This window comes from Microcoleus sp. F10-B2, from assembly GCF_036704965.1.
In the GTDB taxonomy this organism is placed as follows: domain Bacteria; phylum Cyanobacteriota; class Cyanobacteriia; order Cyanobacteriales; family Microcoleaceae; genus Microcoleus.
Genome location: NZ_JAUBTB010000123.1, coordinates 1 through 16,577 on the forward strand (window position 1 = coordinate 1; position 16,577 = coordinate 16,577).

The 16,577-nt window shown below is 45.9% G+C and carries 9 protein-coding genes; 6 read left to right on the top strand and 3 right to left on the bottom strand.

The genetic code is table 11. The features are described 5' to 3' along the window. Positions 1-1,081 precede the first annotated feature (1,081 nt). Positions 1,082-3,148: an iron uptake porin gene (locus QUA99_RS29435; protein ID WP_333244401.1), complete on the top strand. Its 2,067-nt coding sequence runs from the start codon at positions 1,082-1,084 to the stop codon at positions 3,146-3,148. 180 nt (positions 3,149-3,328) lie between these two features. Here the strand turns inward: QUA99_RS29435 and QUA99_RS29440 are convergent, their stop codons facing one another. Continuing rightward, the gene (locus QUA99_RS29440; protein ID WP_333244404.1) at positions 3,329-4,582 is read right to left on the bottom strand and encodes an FIST N-terminal domain-containing protein; all 1,254 of its coding nucleotides are present in this window, start codon (positions 4,580-4,582) and stop codon (positions 3,329-3,331) included. 469 nt (positions 4,583-5,051) lie between these two features. On the opposite strand from QUA99_RS29440, the gene QUA99_RS29445 reads away from it, so the two are divergent. The 5 genes from QUA99_RS29445 to QUA99_RS29465 all read left to right on the top strand — a co-directional run bounded on the left by QUA99_RS29445 (position 5,052) and on the right by QUA99_RS29465 (position 9,720). After that, the gene (locus QUA99_RS29445) at positions 5,052-5,288 is read left to right on the top strand and encodes a Calvin cycle protein CP12 (protein ID WP_333244407.1); all 237 of its coding nucleotides are present in this window, start codon (positions 5,052-5,054) and stop codon (positions 5,286-5,288) included. Between the two features lie 781 nt (positions 5,289-6,069). Beyond that, positions 6,070-6,690, top strand: a complete 621-nt coding sequence (locus QUA99_RS29450; protein WP_333244410.1) for a DUF3177 family protein — start codon at positions 6,070-6,072, stop codon at positions 6,688-6,690. A 163-nt stretch (positions 6,691-6,853) separates the two neighbouring features. Continuing rightward, the gene (locus tag QUA99_RS29455; RefSeq protein ID WP_333343630.1) at positions 6,854-8,287 is read left to right on the top strand and encodes a hypothetical protein; all 1,434 of its coding nucleotides are present in this window, start codon (positions 6,854-6,856) and stop codon (positions 8,285-8,287) included. Positions 8,288-8,942: 655 nt separating this feature from the next. Beyond that, on the top strand, positions 8,943-9,224 hold the full coding sequence (locus tag QUA99_RS29460; RefSeq protein WP_333244413.1) for a peptidoglycan-binding domain-containing protein: 282 nt from the start codon (positions 8,943-8,945) through the stop codon (positions 9,222-9,224). 223 nt (positions 9,225-9,447) lie between these two features. Further along, positions 9,448-9,720 carry a peptidoglycan-binding domain-containing protein gene (locus tag QUA99_RS29465; RefSeq protein ID WP_333244416.1) on the top strand — a complete coding sequence of 91 codons (273 nt, stop codon included), beginning with the start codon at positions 9,448-9,450 and terminating at the stop codon, positions 9,718-9,720. 48 nt (positions 9,721-9,768) lie between these two features. Here QUA99_RS29465 and QUA99_RS29470 read toward each other — a convergent pair whose 3' ends face one another. Both QUA99_RS29470 and QUA99_RS29475 read right to left on the bottom strand, forming a co-directional pair. Beyond that, complete coding sequence (locus QUA99_RS29470; protein WP_333244419.1) at positions 9,769-13,164, bottom strand: ATP-binding protein; 3,396 nt, start codon at positions 13,162-13,164, stop codon at positions 9,769-9,771. 693 nt (positions 13,165-13,857) lie between these two features. Next, on the bottom strand, positions 13,858-16,509 hold the full coding sequence (locus QUA99_RS29475) for a response regulator (protein WP_333245690.1): 2,652 nt from the start codon (positions 16,507-16,509) through the stop codon (positions 13,858-13,860). Positions 16,510-16,577: the final 68 nt, after the last annotated feature.

The window sequence follows — 16,577 nt, forward strand, 5'->3', positions numbered from 1 at the left end:
GCCCGTCCAGAAAGGACGGGCGGGACGCCCATCCCACAAGAACAATAAATTGTAAGTTATTTAATTCTCATTCCTTACAGGTTGTTCGATCGCCCTCCCATAACTGGCGGCATTTACTTGTGTTCTTAGCAACTTAAAACAGTCTTGGATGCACTCCTTACTGTCATAAACCCGGTTTTTTAACTTTGAGCGATCGCCTAAAAGCAAGTATTTGCGTTCCTAAAACCCGGTTGATGCGTCCAGGACGCCCGGAGAATCAACGGATACTTTGACAGTGGCATAAATCACAGAGAAAATGTGCTTTGAGATCCCGAGGCTGTGCCAAAAAAATAACTGGTTGTCAAACGCAAGACAGCGAGTCCACAAAACTCTAATTTCAGCTAACAGAGATTCAGTCGGCTGGTGCTGCCAGACCGCAAAAAAATTGTGTTAAAGTAGCGGGAAATTAAATTCGCCGACGGGCCGTCTCAAAAATGGCGATCGCGCTGGCAAGTCGAGACTGCTGGGGCCATCAAAAAACCAAAATTGGTCAAGCCGGAACTTTGGTTTGGACGGGGTAAATTTACCAACCTTTAGCTCTGAGTTCCCCACTCTCGACTGAAAAATACCCCCTTTTGCGCCGCGAGGTTTAAAGTTAGCTTAAAAAGCTTGACATTCTATGAGAAAAAGCTGTATAAGAGATGCGACAAGCAGCCACAATCCTACCTATAACTGTCTGTTAAGTCTGGCGTAACCGAAGGCTCTGGGCAGTTGTCAGTTAAAGGCAGATAGTGGTCGAACCCGTAAAACCAGTTGTCGATCGCCCGCAGAGCAAGTCAAGCAAGTCTGGCGATCTAGAGATGAAATTAGCAGGTGATGGTATAATCAACTGTAATGAAATGTGGGGTTGACCTGAATTGATGCCTGGGCCGTACAAGGGGCCAGCCTCCTACGTTCAACCAGGAACTAGACACGCCTACTGTGAATCAACAGTTATGGATAGGTTCTATTTTGGCAGTTATTGTCAACAGGCAAGCAACCACAAAAATTAGCAGTTGGGAATTGCCGATCGAGTTGAATAGAGTGTGAAGGTGTGAGGAAAATGAACAGAACTTTTTGGAATTTACTGCTAGTATCCCCGACAATTCTGGGGTTATCATCAGTCGTCAGTGCCGCTGCGATCGCAGCAGAAGCTCCAGCAACCGCTGAAGCCAACCAGCTAGCTACAGCTCAGTCATCTGAGTCAAAAATTGCAGAAATAGCTGCAGAAATAGTTGCAGAACCAGTTGCAGCAGCCCCTGCTGCCCCAGAAAAGCTGGCTTTAAACAGCAGCGCTGAAGCTGCCCAAACCCCGGTCGCCAACTCCGCCGACGCTGAAAAACAGCCTGAAAAACTGGCTGCAATCGAACCAGACACCAGCGCAGCAGCACTCGAAACCACCGCCAGCGAAATCGACTCAGCAGCCCCAAGCGCTCCCGCCAGCACAGCAGCAGCGACTGAACCCGTAGCAGCAGCCAGCACAGTCGAACCGTCGTCGCCCCAAGCATCAGACTTGGCAGTGCAAAGCAGCCAGACAGACACCGCTGCGAAAATTGAAGTGCCAGCAGTCGCCAGCACCCCAGCTACTGCCCCAGCTACTAAGGTAGAAATAGCTCAGACAGTACCCGGAGGAATGGGCGGCCCGATCGTCCCTGCTGCTCCCCAAGCACAGCCGACTCAACAGTCGGGAACCATGTCCCAAGTGACATCGGTCTCTCAGCTCTCCGACGTGCGGCCGACAGATTGGGCATTCCAAGCCCTGCAATCCCTAGTCGAACGCTACAGTTGTATCGTAGGTTATCCCGACGGCACCTACCGCGGCAACCGCGCCCTGACTCGCTACGAATTTGCAGCCGGCGTCAACGCTTGCTTAGACAACATAACCAAACTAATTGGGTCAACAGGTAACTTGGTTACCCGAGACGACTTAGCCATCCTGCAACGCCTGCAAGAAGAATTTGCAGCCGAACTCGCTACCCTGCGCGGACGGGTAGACGGTCTAGAAGCTCGCACCGCAGAACTCGAAGCCAACCAGTTCTCCACCACCACCAAGTTGAGAGGAGAAGTAGTCTTTCTCGCTAGCGACACCTTCGGAGATGCAGTTGGCACTCACGAGAACGACAGCACGTCTACTACCTTCGGCTACCGGGTGCGCTTGAACTTCGACACCAGCTTCACCGGCCGAGACTTGCTCAGAACCCGCTTGCAAGCTGTCAACCTCCCCAACTACGGTGCCAGCACTGCCACTGGCACTAACATGGCTCGCCTCAGCATTGACGGCCAAAGCGAAAACGCCTTCACACTTGATAAGGTGTACTATCGTTTTCCAGCAGGCAACGCCACAGTCTGGTTAGGGCCCAAAGGATTGAATCTTGATGACATTGCTCCTGTGACTACTCCCTTTGGAGATGCTGCCATCGGTTCTATCTCCAGGTTTGGACGTTACAATCCAGCAATCTTCCGCGGCTCCGAAGGAGCAGGTGCTGCTGTGAATTACAACTTGGGCGCAGTGAAAGCCACAGTAGGCTATCTTGCCTCCGACGGCGATGCTCCCAACCCAGCCGACGGCAGGGGCGTTTTCGACGGTTCCTTCACCGCTTTGGGCCAGCTCAACTTATCTCTGGGCCAGGCCTTTGATGTTGGTGTTAGCTATACCCGGAAATACAATCGAGCAGGCGATGTTGGCATCATGGGCGGTACGGGCAGTTCCTTGGCTAACCGGCCCTTCGGTCAATCACCCACCGCAGCAGATAACTTTGGCGTGCAGGTTAACTTCAAACCGAGCCAGCGCTTTCAGCTTGGCGGTTGGTACGGTTACACGAAGGCTGAACAACTGCGGGGCGGCGACAATGAAGCTACCATCCAAAATGGTGCTCTTTTCTTGGCACTGCCAGATTTTGGTAAGCCAGGGAACCTCCTCGGTTTGATCGCCGGCGTACCGCCAAAAGTTACAGAGAGCGATCTCGCCAGAGACCGCAAAACCTCTTATCACTTAGAAGGTTTCTATCGCTTCCAAGTTAATGACTTTATTTCGGTGACACCGGGCGTTTACGTGATTCTGAATCCAGAACATAACGACAAAAATGACGATATCTGGGTAGGAGTCCTGCGGACTACCTTTACTTTCTAAGGTTTCCAGACATTTAGTGACAGCTAAAAGCGGCAGGCGACTGCCGCTTTTAGTTATTGCTCATCAGTCGATTTGAGATTTGAGATTTGAGATTTGAGATTTGAGATTGTCAACAGTGAACAGTCATCAGTGAACAGTCATCAGTGAACAGTCAACAGTCAACAGCCAACAGTTCAGAAATTATGAATTTTGGCGGCAAATCCCGAATACGGAGGTGTAGCCGTGCAGAAAGGTGCTGCCGCCGACGGGGCCGATTTCGCCGTTGCAGAAAAAGCCGCTCAGAGGAATGTTTTTGAGGTATCGGCCAAACAGTCGGGAGTCAAAGTTCGATTGGCCGTAAAGTCCTTCACCGCGCCCCAGACAAGAGAACATCAAGGCCCCGGCACTGGATGTACCGCTGTACTCGGCGGCCCGCTGATAGCGATCGAGCAGCATTTCTAGGTCTTCTGCGGAGGTGCGGGCGTCCCGCAGGTGAAATTGGATGCGCTGTCCGGGACGGACTCGATCGCCGATCGCAATCGCCCCCACTTTCGGATCTACTCCCAACAGATTGCGGATTAAAAAATCTCCAGGCTCTAATTTCAGCTTGAATTCATCGCTGACTAAGCCTACAAATAACGAGTGCTGGGCTAATTCTCGGTCTTCTTCGCTCAAAGTTTGAACTAACTCTCGAAGTGCCTCTAAGGGCGATCGCTCGATGCCCCCGCTGCTGCTATCGTCGGTTTGTTCTTCGAGTTTCAGCAAAATATTCCGATCTCCTTCCGTCACCCGATAAGGATGCCCGATCGGCCGGCAGCCTTGAGCGACTATTGTTTCCAAAACTATATTGCCGCTCAAAGCCACTCCAACCGTCCCTTCTCGATAAAGCTGATAGTTGCAAAACAGCGCTGCGCCCCTACCCGCACCGTCCCCGCCGGCGAGCCCCCCTACCTTCGCCGCACCCGGATAGGCATAATCTAGCCCTTGCAGCAAATCGTTAATTTTTGCCGAAAATGGGTCGGCGAAAATAATAAACTGCGGTTCTTCCCGGGCCGGCACGCCCAAGAGATCCACCCAAGTATCCGGGGGACTGTCTAAGTCCGGTAGTTCTTCTGCATTGACGTGAAAAGTTCTGACGTTCACTCCCGGCAAGCGCGCCAGACTCAGGCTGACTGCTGGAGCTCCCTCGACTTCTTCGGTGAGGCCACCCCGGTTCGTGCCGATGACTCCTCCCCCGCCGCAACCCAGGATCGCTGGCACCGGGAGCAGTTCTCGGAGTAAAGGCATCAGCCGAGAATACTCGCTGGCAAAGGCAGACGAGATAAATATCAGGGCTAAATCTGCCGGGCCTTCTAAGGTTCGATCTGCTTGTTCTATAACTTCTTTGAGGGCGGATTCCAAAGAGGGGCGGGTTGATAAAGCGCTGACCCACTGCATTTTGTTTTCGGTGTACATACGGCGAACTTCTCTATAAAACTATCTCTATACATTAGGCTAACCGCAACTGGCCGCTGGCGGGACGGTATTCTCGGGCGATCGATTCCCCCAGAAGGCGGTTCTTGTGTTAACATAAGTTAACATGATGGTCGAATAAATCTGTTTGGTGTTAAATGTCGTCTTCCGCTAAATCTTAAAAGATAAAGCTCAATACAGTTTGACACACCAACTTCATGTAATGTTTTGATCGAAAGTAAGGTCGGCTCGACCTACATTGATGCCTGGCGACTAAAACCCGCCAACGGGATAGAGTAAAGCAGGAAGTAGAGACACCTGCTGCAACCGCAGTTGATGGATGGTTTCTATCTGGCCTGCTGCAACAGCAGCGCATCTCCAGCTACTATTAGCCTGGTCGCCAGACCGAAACTGCCAATCCAACACAAACTAACATCCAAAAAGAAAACCTTTCTTACTCAATAAGGTGACTATGACAACAACACCCGCAGGCAACATCCAAGAACAAATTGCAGAAGAACTAGAAAGCGCTCGTAGCGTCTGTGACCTCAAGGGCGCCACTTCCGGGGAATGCGCGGCGGCGTGGGACGCAGTTGAAGAACTGCAAGCAGAAGCTTCCCACCAAAAGCAAGTCAAACCTAAGAATTCCTTTGAAAAGTATTGCGACGACAACCCTGACGCTGCTGAGTGCCGCATCTACGACGAATAAACGAGCAATTTAGCTCTACGCCTTCCCTCCCGCGCCTCCGTCTAACTTTGGGCGCGGGAGGATTTCACGGGTTCAGCCTCCAAGTAATGGCGAGATTTTCCCTCTATCCTGTCTCAAATACGAAATTGGAAAGCGCGCCAAGTCAATTTGGCAATCCTTGCAGCAGCAACTGGAACATTAAGCAGAGTGTTCCAGTTGCTGATTTTTTGGCATGGCATAATTGCGGGATAATTTTGATTGTTGTGTGGGATGAGCTCTCGTATCCCGATGGCGTGTATTTTCAAAGCAGGCGAGACACCCCACAAGAATCATCCTCAAATTGTGCAACGCTGATTTTTGAGCATTTTTATAGAAAAAGACAGGAGGCGGAAAACGATCGAGACTTTAGTCCGCTTGACTTGAGCGACACTTCTGGAGTTGGGTCAAGAGTGTTCGTGAGTCTTGTACTAGGCGTGATACGATCGTTGTCGTAGGTTGAAAATTGAGTATAACTAGACAACGTAAAAACTCGCCCTCTTATTGTTGAGTGCGCAGTCACGCTTAACGTTGTTGCTGTCTAGGAAAACTTGCATTTGAACCAAAATCTAACTACATACAGACAACCGATCGAGTACGGTAGGGCATACCGGAATTAACGCTTGGGGAGAAGACACCTCTACTTGGGCTGGAGAAATCCTGTCGCAAGCAAGTGACTTCGTTGAACCAAGAATCTCAGTCACCAAGAGTGCACAGAGTGTCAAAGTAGAATTTGTCATAAATAAGTGAGTATATTTTCCCAAAGATGTTGAGTCTTTTATTGGCAGCCACCGGGCCTTGGTTTCAACCGCTAGTTTGGATGGATTACCGGTTGTCTGTGTTATTAACAATTTCGATCCCGCTGGTAGTTCTGATTTGGGCTGTTTTTGCAAAAGCTGAGGCTATTGTCCGTTTGTCGATTATTTATTGGCGGGTGGCGAGTTTGCTGGCAATTACACTTTACCTGATGATGGCTGCGCTGCCAGTGAGCTTTGTGTCGTCGGTGATGGGGAGGGCTTTGATTCCTGCTTGTCTGTGGTTTTGGCAGGATTTAAACGAAGAAATTGCCGATCGACCGCAGTCGCCCCTGAAACTGGCTTTTACAGCTTGGCGGTGGGCGATTACTGTTTACAGCGGTTTGGGCGCGATCGCTCAAATTCCCTTCTTAAGCTGTGCCTTTAAATCTCAAATTCAGGTAATTGACGAACCTTTTTGCCGCGTTTGGTTAGACCCGCCTTGGCTGTACAAAGAGAGGTTTCACGCTACAGCAAACCCTCAATTTTTGGGATTGTTGGGTCTGATAGGTTTAGCAATTTATGTACTTTACTTGTCATACTTTGTGCTAATTAGACTGGGAAAACAAGGGAGGTCAGCTACCGGAAATTAAGTGATTTCAAGTAAGTATTTGCCTCCTAAATTCTAGCTAAAATATTCAACAAAAAACTCAAAAATCTCAAATCAAAAAATGCGGGGCGCATCTACGAAACAATCAAACTAAAAACAAGATCGGGATCGCTGGCGTGACAGTAATGTTATTGGAAAAGACTGTGATGGATAGCAAACAGGCATACTTACAGTGCTTAGAAAGGCTGACTTGGGCGATCGATCGCCTGGAAGCAAAAGTCGAACCAAGTGAACTCGCTTGGATTGCCGAACTGATAGTTCAGCCGATGATGGGGCCCTGGCGATTTTTTCACACTCCCGAACATATTTTTGATGTGGGGGGAAATGAAGATGCGATCGAGGTTTTGGCAGCTTTATTTCACGATACAGTCTACGTGCAAGTCGATCACAGCATTAACTTTAACGTCAGCTACTACATCACTCCTGTTACAAAAGAGGTTAACAAACAGCTACAAATTCGGGAGCAATCTGAACTCTCTGCGGATGCTACCTTTGAGATGGTAATGCTAGTATTCGGTTTTATACCGGGGGAAGTGCTCAATCCTTTCACAGGACAAAACGAATTTCTCAGCGCTTTGGTAGCAACAAAAGCTCTAGAACCATTTCTCAAACGCGAGCAATTGCTTCAAATTTCAGCCTGCATAGAAGCAACAATTCCGTTTCGTTCCGCCGAGTGGGGAATAACGGTAAGCCAGCACCTTTATGACCGCTTGCAAGCAATAAATAGCCTGTTTAAACTCAGTTTGACAGACGAGCAACTGCGGGAAACGGTGAAAAAAGCTGTGCGAATTTCTAACAGGGATGTGATGAGTTTTGCCCACCAGAGTTCAGCCCATTTTTTGGCAAATACCTGGAATTTACTGCCGGAAACCAATCACAATCTCACATCCTGGGGTTTTTACACGATTCGCGACTACCGAGTTGCTTTGCTGAAGATGGAAGGTTTTCTGAATAATCTCAAGCCTGAGGTGATTTTTCGGCAGTTTCAGGGATATCCAGACGATCGCACCTATCAGCGCTGGGAAACTACTGCTAAGTACAATCTTGAAATTGCGAAGCTTTATTTGGGCTGCAAACTGGCTGCTATCGCACTGCTGGAAGTTCTTTCTTCGGGTTTTGGGCTCGATGTCTCTCTGGCGATGATGATGGGAGAACTTCCGGATCGAGCTACTCGATGCGTGGGCCTGGAAAGCTTTTTTCCAGAAATAGATAAACCTTACAAACCTAAAAGTGGTTTAGAAGCAGAAGTATTGAATTTATTAGAAAATGGGCGGGCTAAAAGCATTTCTAATACCGATTTGGATAACTCGCCGCTGACAACGTTTGTGGTGAAAATTGTTGGTTTTGACGAAATGCGCTATCAGTGCGATCGAGCTAAGGAATTTTTTCGGCAAAATCTGGACGCAGACGGCTTTATTTCCGACTTTAACCCGATAGTTACAGAAATTGTTATTGATTCAATTGTCAAGTTGTTTGACAGCCGCAAATCTACTATCTACCGATTCTATGATATCACTTGTAAGTTAAAGTCCCAACCCCAGATTAATTTTCCCGATCGCCCTTTTCGCTCAAATGGTTAACTCGCTTTAAATACAGTATTTTTGCCTCCTCTATAGAAAAGACCGTTACTCAGCTTATAGAAGAGTGGAGCGATTACGCTGTAACACGATTGATTGACTCGCTTTCTCTACGTCAATCAGCCTATCCCTCCCCACAGCAACAGCCTTACAGGTAAGTAGGTAGGCGGGATTAAACCGAATAGTGTAATATCGTTTCCGGTTGCATCGGAATGATACCGAGGACACCGCAGTGCTGTGTCCCTACCCCGATTAATTGTAGGGAGTCAGGCACTCGCGGTGTCCTGATTCTGGGTAATATTAATTTCGATGCTATCGGATTTAATGTAACACTATGCAAACAGGTTTAAGTTAGCCAGTAGAGAGCATTTGGAGACTTTGCCCTCGTTTACATAGGGGGGTTTTTTGGCGCCGGCTTACTTATGGTGTGGGGCTGGTGGCAAAGATGCTAAAAGTTGATAAAAAATGGAAATTCGCTGCTGTTTGCCTTTGACAATTACTTTGTACAAAACGGATTTGATAGGGGGCTGTCACTCATCTGAGCTACCCCAGATAAGCGTCACTATAAAAAGCGACTGTTAAAGCACTTCCCCCCACAGCTACAACTGGGGAATAGCAAGTTCAAACGACTTGCAAACCACTAATCCCCAATCAAACCATGCAAACCACAAATTCAATTTACGCCCAATTGCCTCTTTGCTCTTCACTGCCCACACTGCAACGAAATAATAGTACCGCTGCCAATCAAAACGTGCGCTATCTCCAACAATCCTTAGTTAAAAACGGATATCCCGTCGCAACTGATGGATTCTTCGGTCCCAAAACCGAACAAGCAGTCATCAAATTTCAAAAGGCAAATAAGATTGCTGTTGATGGCATTGTCGGCCCTCAAACTTGGAATCTATTAGGCGCTTGTTATACAGGTGAACCCGGATGTTAAATCCAACTTAACTAATCCTAGGCGCACGGGTAGCAAGCAACTGGGTTTTTTCACAGCAATACTTCCTTTACTCCCCCAGAAACGCTAAAAAATCTGGTGGTTCAGCGAAGCCGAAACCTCGTTTATGCCAGTCAAGAGTGTATCCAGGACTAGGACTCTTAACATCTTTTCCGCACTTCTGTACTTTCTAACAACTTGCAAACAACCAATAGAGAATCAAAGCATGCAAACCACAAACGCAATTCACATGGAATTACCTTCCTGCCGTTATTTTCCCCTACTCAAACGCAACGATGCGGTAACTCAAAATGAGGATGTCCGCTACCTCCAGCGACTCTTGAACGCCAGCGGATTTTCTGTAAATACTGATGGAGGATTCGGCCCGAAAACCCAACAAGCAGTCATCAATTTTCAAAAGCAACAACAAATTCTTGCTGATGGCATTGTCGGCTCCAAAACTTGGAATAAATTAGGCGTTTGTACAAATATATTTTAAAGTTTGTGCAACCATCTTTTAAAGAGAGTAGGGCGTGCAGTGCGCGCCCTATTTCTCCGTCGAAGTTTCCACGCCACACCACCCCTCCGGAGCTCCGTACATTCGATACTTGCGAGAGCGTTTGAAATACAGCATTGCTACCCGATCGTCAGGATTGATTTGTAAAATATTCTGAAATACTTTTTGGGCTGCAACAAATTTTTGCTCGTAGTAAAAATTGAGAGCTTCTTGAAAAATCTCCGCAGTTTGCTGCTTGAGTAAAATGCTCTGCTCTGTTTCTGTCTCGTAAATTTCAAACACCGACACAGCATTTGTCTTTCCTTTCACCATTACTCGATCGACAAATCTGTACTTATATTTTTCTGGATCGTCTAGGCGGTCGATAATTGCACCGCTAACGATAATTCCCGCGCCGTAAACCTTAGTCAATCCTTCCAAACGAGACGCGAGATTCACCGCATCAGCAATCACCGTACTTTCCATCCGTTCTCGCTCGCCAATAGTACCCAACATCAAATTGCCCGCGTGCAAACCAATGCCGATCGCGATCGGAAACAAACCATTTTTTTGTCGCTGCTGGTTGTAGATATTCACTTCTTTTTGCATATCAATTGCTGCTCGCACACCATCCTCCGGAGATATAGGAAACAGTGCCATGACTGCATCCCCAATGTATTTGTCAATAAACCCGTTATTTTTCCTGATGGCAGGGCTAACTTTTCCCAAGTAGGTATTAATAAATGCAAAATTTTCAGGCGGTGTCATATTTTCAGAAAGCGCCGTAAAAGAGCGAATATCAGCAAACAGCACTGTCATATTTCTTTCCTGATTTTCGCCTAATTTTACTTCAATAATACTCGGCTTTTCCAGCAAGTTTAGAAAATCGTGCGGCACAAATCTGCCGTAGGCTGCATTCAGTTTAGCAAGGCGAATTTGCGTGTTAATTCTCGCCAATAATTCTTTTTTGATAAAAGGTTTAGTTACATAATCATTTGCTTCTAAGTTAAAAGCTTCTACCAAGTCGGTAGTTAGATTTTTGGCCGTCAGCATCAGAATGGGCATTTCTAAAGGCGAGTATTTTTTGCGGACTTCTCGACACACTTCATAACCAGTCATCTGCGGCATCATTACATCGAGTAAAATTAAGTCGGGCTTAAATCCTGATTCAATCAGATTTAAAGCTTCTAAGCCGTTGCTCGCTTGAGTAATATCGTAGTTTTCTACAGAAAGACTGTTGATGATGACATGAATATTAATCGGCTCATCATCAACTACCAAAATTTTTAATTTTTCACTGTCTAGCAAGTCGCTATTGTCTGATACATGAGAATTTATTATAGATGATTGGCGGGCGAATTCAGGAGTGATTAAAATGCGAGAACCCTCGGTTAAATGCGGCTGTCTGCTGCTAAATTCCGGCTGAGTTTCAGATACGGGCAAAGTAAAGGTGAATTGGGAACCTACGCCTACAGTTGAAGATACCCAAATTTTACCTCCGTGCAATTCCACTAATTGCTTGGCAACCGCTAAACCTAAACCCGTACCGCCGAATTCTCTAGCAGTGGAACCGTCAGCTTGTTCAAAGGATTCAAAAATTCGCTCTAATTTATCTTCGGGGATGCCAACGCCGGTATCGGATACAGTAATTGATAATTGGGAATTAGGCGGTGATTGTGCGTTGCCCGTTACCAATTCTGCTGAAATTTCAACGGTGCCGCTTTCGGTAAATTTAATCGCATTGCCGATTAAGTTGTAAAGTATTTGCTCCAAGCGATTCTCGTCGGCTGCTATTGGCGGCAATTCAGGAGCAACTGAGTTAATCAACTGCAAGTTTTTTTTGCCTACTAATGGCTGAGATAAGGTGAGGATTACAGAGACTATTTCTCGGATACCGACGGACTTAATTTGCAGTTCTATCGTTTTGTGTTTGAGCTGAGAAAAGTCCAGAATATCGTTAATTAAAGAAGACAACCTTTTTCCAGACGATGAAATCAAAACTAAGTTAAAATTTGTTGATTCTGGTAGTTGTCCGGTAGCACCGTCTATTAAAGATTCTGCAATACCAATAATGCCGTTGAGGGGAGTGCGGAGTTCGTGGGAAGTATTGGCTAAGAATTCGTCTTTTAGTTTGTCCAGGCGCTGCAATTCGATATTTGTAGTTTCTAAGGCAGTAAAAGATGCTTGCAGTTGTGCTGCCATGCTGTTAAAAGCAGCGGCAAGTACGCCCAACTCGTCGGAGCGCTCGAGCTTGACAGTTTGGTCAAATTGTCCTTCAGACAAAGCTATTGCTGCATTTTTTAATTTTATAAGAGGTTTGATAATCCAGCGAGAAGTGAGAATTCCTAGCACAGTTGCCATGCCCAAGGCTGCCAGACATAGCAAAACTGTAGTTCGGTTGCCGGCATGGATTTGTTCCATAAAGTCGGCTTCGGGAACGACGACAACAATCAGCAAATCTAAACCTTTGCCGTCTTGGAAGGGCAGGACTTTTAAAAATTGCTGCTTCCCGTTTATCTCAAAATGGATTTGCTGCGATTTGGTAATTTGGTGGAAGTTTTGAAAGTGACTTTCTAAATATTTAGCTGTAGTTTGCGTTACTGCATCGCTGCTTTCTGTAACTTTAAACAGTTCTTTTTTACCGTTTTGGGTGCGGAAAGGTTTTTCGGGTGTGGAAGTTGCCAACAGCGTGCCGTTTCTTTCGATAATAAAAGTTTGACCTGATTTGCCTATTTTGAGGCTGGTTAAAAATTGACCGATACTGTCGAGACGCAAAGCAGCAATTAATACTCCTTCTAGCTGTTTCTGGCTGTTGTAAACTGGTTGCAGCGCGCTGAGGATCAAGGTGGGTTCTAGGAAGGATATATAAACTGAACTCCAAGTTGGTTTGATTGCTAGAGCCGCATAGGAGTAGGAAGGGTGCTGTCGGATGTCGAAGTTTTTGACGTAGGCTGCTACTGTCGTGCGATCGCCCGTATCATTAGTATTGTAAGAATAAAAATCAAAATTTGTAGAAGGGCCCGAGGCGTTAATCAATAAAGTGCCGTCAGACATCTTTTCGCCGGTGCGATATTCTCCATCTTGATTAGCGATCGACGTAAAATTTATATAAGGATATAATTGCACTTGCCGCCACAGATACTTTTCCCAAGCTGACAAGTCTTTCATGTTCAAAAAATCCAGTTTCACTGCATCCAGCTTGCTTTGATTGATTTGGTGCGGAGTTTGCAGATAAGTCCTCAAATTTTGCTCGATGCGATTGCTCACCTCTCCCATCAACTGATCCGCAAGGTCATTTACTGCTTTTTGAGAGTTCCTAAATGATAAATAGCCTACAATACCCACTGCTGCAAATACTTGCAAGACAAACGGAACTATGAGTACAGTTTGCAGGCTCCCTTTGACTGACAGTTTGGCAACTAAGCGCTTGAGATCGAGAGTTGACATAACATTAATTTAGCTTAAAAGACCCAATTAATACTCGGAGCGAAAACTTACCTCTGGTAAGTATTATAAACCATTTTGTACTTAAACAAAACTTACGCAAGGATGACCCGATCTCGTTTCTACAATCCTTAATTTTATACCAAATTATTAAAAGTCAAAGCGAACTGTAGGGACATGGGGATGCCCTGTCCTACTCCCCGCGCCGGACACGGCATTGCCGTATCCCTACTTTTCATCCAAAGCTTCTATCCCCGACCATCCTTCTGGCACTCCATACATTCGATTCTTCAGAGAGCGCTGACAGTAAATTGCTGCTAACTTATCTTGAGGATTTATTTCGCAAATATCCTTGAATATTTTTTGCGCTTTACTAAATTTTCGCTCGAAATAAAACTCCAGACCCAGTTGAAATTCAGCAGCAGTTTCCTGTTTTAGTTCAATCGGAACTTACCCCTGCAGGGGGTAGTTTCGGTGGCTGTATTCTTTGAGCCGTATTCGTTTTAGCTATTTGGCAGTTCCAATTTTGTAGCCATGTATTTAAGATTTTCTTAATATTTAGAACCAAAGTATTGCTGTATCATAAAATTAACTCAAACCCGCTCCACATAAGGGTTGTAAAAAGTTGTAGTCATGTACTTGATTTTCCCGCTCCAGGAAAGTCTTGCCCTGTAATGGTTTCAGAAGAAATGAATCTTATGTGCGGGGTAAGTTCCGTTCAATGCTTTGTTCTGTTTCTGCATCATAAATTTCAAACACCGACACGGCAGATTTTTTGCCTTTTACTGTGACTCGATCGACAAATCGGCACATATATTTTTCTCGATCGCCCAAACGCTCTAGAATTGAGTCGCTAACTAGAATGCCCGCCCCGTAAACCTTAGTCAATCCTTCCAAGCGAGACGCGAGATTCACCGCATCAGCAATCACTGTACTTTCCATCCGTTCTTGCTCACCAATCGTACCCAACATTAAACTACCCGCGTGCAAACCGATGCCGATCGTAATCGGTGCGTAATTGCTGAGTTGTCGGTGCTGGTTGTAAACCATAACTTGTTTTTGCATTTCCACCGCCGCGCAAACAGCATCATCTGCCGACTCAGGAAATAGTGCCATAATCGCATCGCCAATATATTTATCGATGAAACCTTGGTGAGCGCGAATTACCGGACTCACTCGGCTGAGGTAGCTGTTGATAAAATTAAAGTTTTCTTGAGGAGTCATCGCTTCGGAGATAGTCGTAAAGGAGCGAATGTCAGAAAATAAAACTGTCATTTCTTTCTGAATTTGATCCCCTAGTCCGACATCAACAATACTTTCATGTCCCAAAAATCGCAGAAAGTCGTGGGGGACAAATCTACCGTAAGCTGCATTAATTTTTGCCAGACGGATGTGAGTTTTGATTCTGGCTAGCAATTCATTTTTGACAAACGGTTTAGTTAAAAAATCATTGGCTCCTGCATTGAAACCTTGCACTAAGTCAGATACTTGATTTTTGGCAGTTAGCATCACAATTGGCACTTCTATGGCGGTGAATTTCTCCCGGATTTTCTCGCAAACTTCGTAACCAGTCATCCGCGGCATCATCAGATCTAGCAAGATTAAATCGGGCTTGTAGCCTCTGTCTATAAGGGCTAAAGCTTCTCTACCGCTGCTAGCTTTGGCGAGCGCATATTTTTCGAGAAGTAAATTGTTAGCCAATACCTGAATATTCACAGCTTCGTCATCTACAATCAAGATTTTAACCCGACTGTTTTCCTGGCATTCTTTATCATCGCTCAAACTGTTATCATTAAAAGTTGGTGCAGCAGTTGCATTAGTTATTAACTTGCGATCGTTGGTTCTTGAAACTAAAGACGGTCGAACCGTTGCTGGCAACTGCTTGCGGTCGAGATACTGATTTTGAGAGATTGGCAAACTAAAGGTAAACTGCGAACCCATACCTACTTTTGAATATACCTGAATTTCGCCGCCGTGCAGCTCGACTAACTTCTTTGTAACTGCCAAACCTAAACCTGTTCCTCCGTATTCTCTAGAAGTGGAACCATCTGCTTGTTCAAAAGATTTAAAAATTCGTTCTAATTTATCTTCTGCAATGCCAATACCAGTATCGGATACCGTAATTTGCAGTTTTGACCTGACAATTAAAGATTGAAGCTGGCTTGTTAATGAACTTTCTTTTTCGGCCAAAGGCGGCGAGTTCAAGCCGATCGCATTAGCCGAAATTTCTACAGTACCATTGTCTGTAAATTTAATCGCATTGCCGATTAAGTTATAAAGAATTTGTTGCACCCGATTTTCATCCGCATCCACGAGGGGAATGTCGGGAGTGACTGAATTAATTAACTGCAAATTTTTTGTACCAATTAGAGGTTGAGAAAGAGTCACCACAATATCGACAATTTCTCGGATGCCAACAGGCTTGATTTGCAGTTCAATATTTTTGTGTCTCAGCTTCGAGAAATCGAGAATGTCGTTGATGAGATTGCACAGTCTTCTGCCGCTAGATGCAATAATTTCCAAGTTGGAAATAGTCGCTTCTGGCAATTGTCCTGTGGCCCCGTCGAGCAAGGATTCAGTTAAACCGATAATTCCGTTAAGCGGGGTGCGGAGTTCGTGAGAAGTGTTGGCTAAAAATTCGTCTTTGAGTTTGTCAAGTCGCTGCAATTGGGCATTTTGATGCTCTAATTTTGTGAAAGATACTTCCAATTGACTGGCCATGCTGTTGAAAGCATTAGCTAATTTTCCGAGTTCGTTAGATGCCGCAATATTTACCCGAGTTTCAAACATTCCGCTACTCATTTTAGTAGCGGCAGATGTTAGGGATTTCAAAGGATTTGTAATCGATCGAGCAAAAGCCACTCCCAAGCCCACGGCGACGAGGGCGCTGGCGAGGGTAACTGCACCCATGACGTATAGGAGGTTACGCACCGGAGCGTAAGCTTCGGCTGTAGGTAGCTCTACAACCACCATCCACTGCACCCTCCGGACGATCGCACCCGTGCCCATGACTTCTTCCCCGCGCAAGCCTCGATAAACGATCGGAGATTGAATCGCCGAAGCTAAAGCTAATTTGGATAACTCTCGCACAAAGGATCGCCCTCGCAAATCTTGCAGTAAATATGGATTAATCTTGCTTCCGGTTTCTGAAATTAGTACGGAGCGGTGATCGAGAACGTAGCTGTATCCAGTTTTTCCAACTTGCGATCTGGCGGCAATTTGAGTTAAAAAATTGAGACTAACTCTGGCAAATAATACTCCGGCAATTTGATTTTTATTGTCGCGAACAGGCACTGCTAAGTTAACAACATTAACTGCTGTTTTTAGATCTACATCTACTGGGAGCATCCCGGTTTTGCAAAAACCTCAAATGGCTAAGAGGTCGTTGAGGTAAGCACAACGAAGTTTTAGCATTT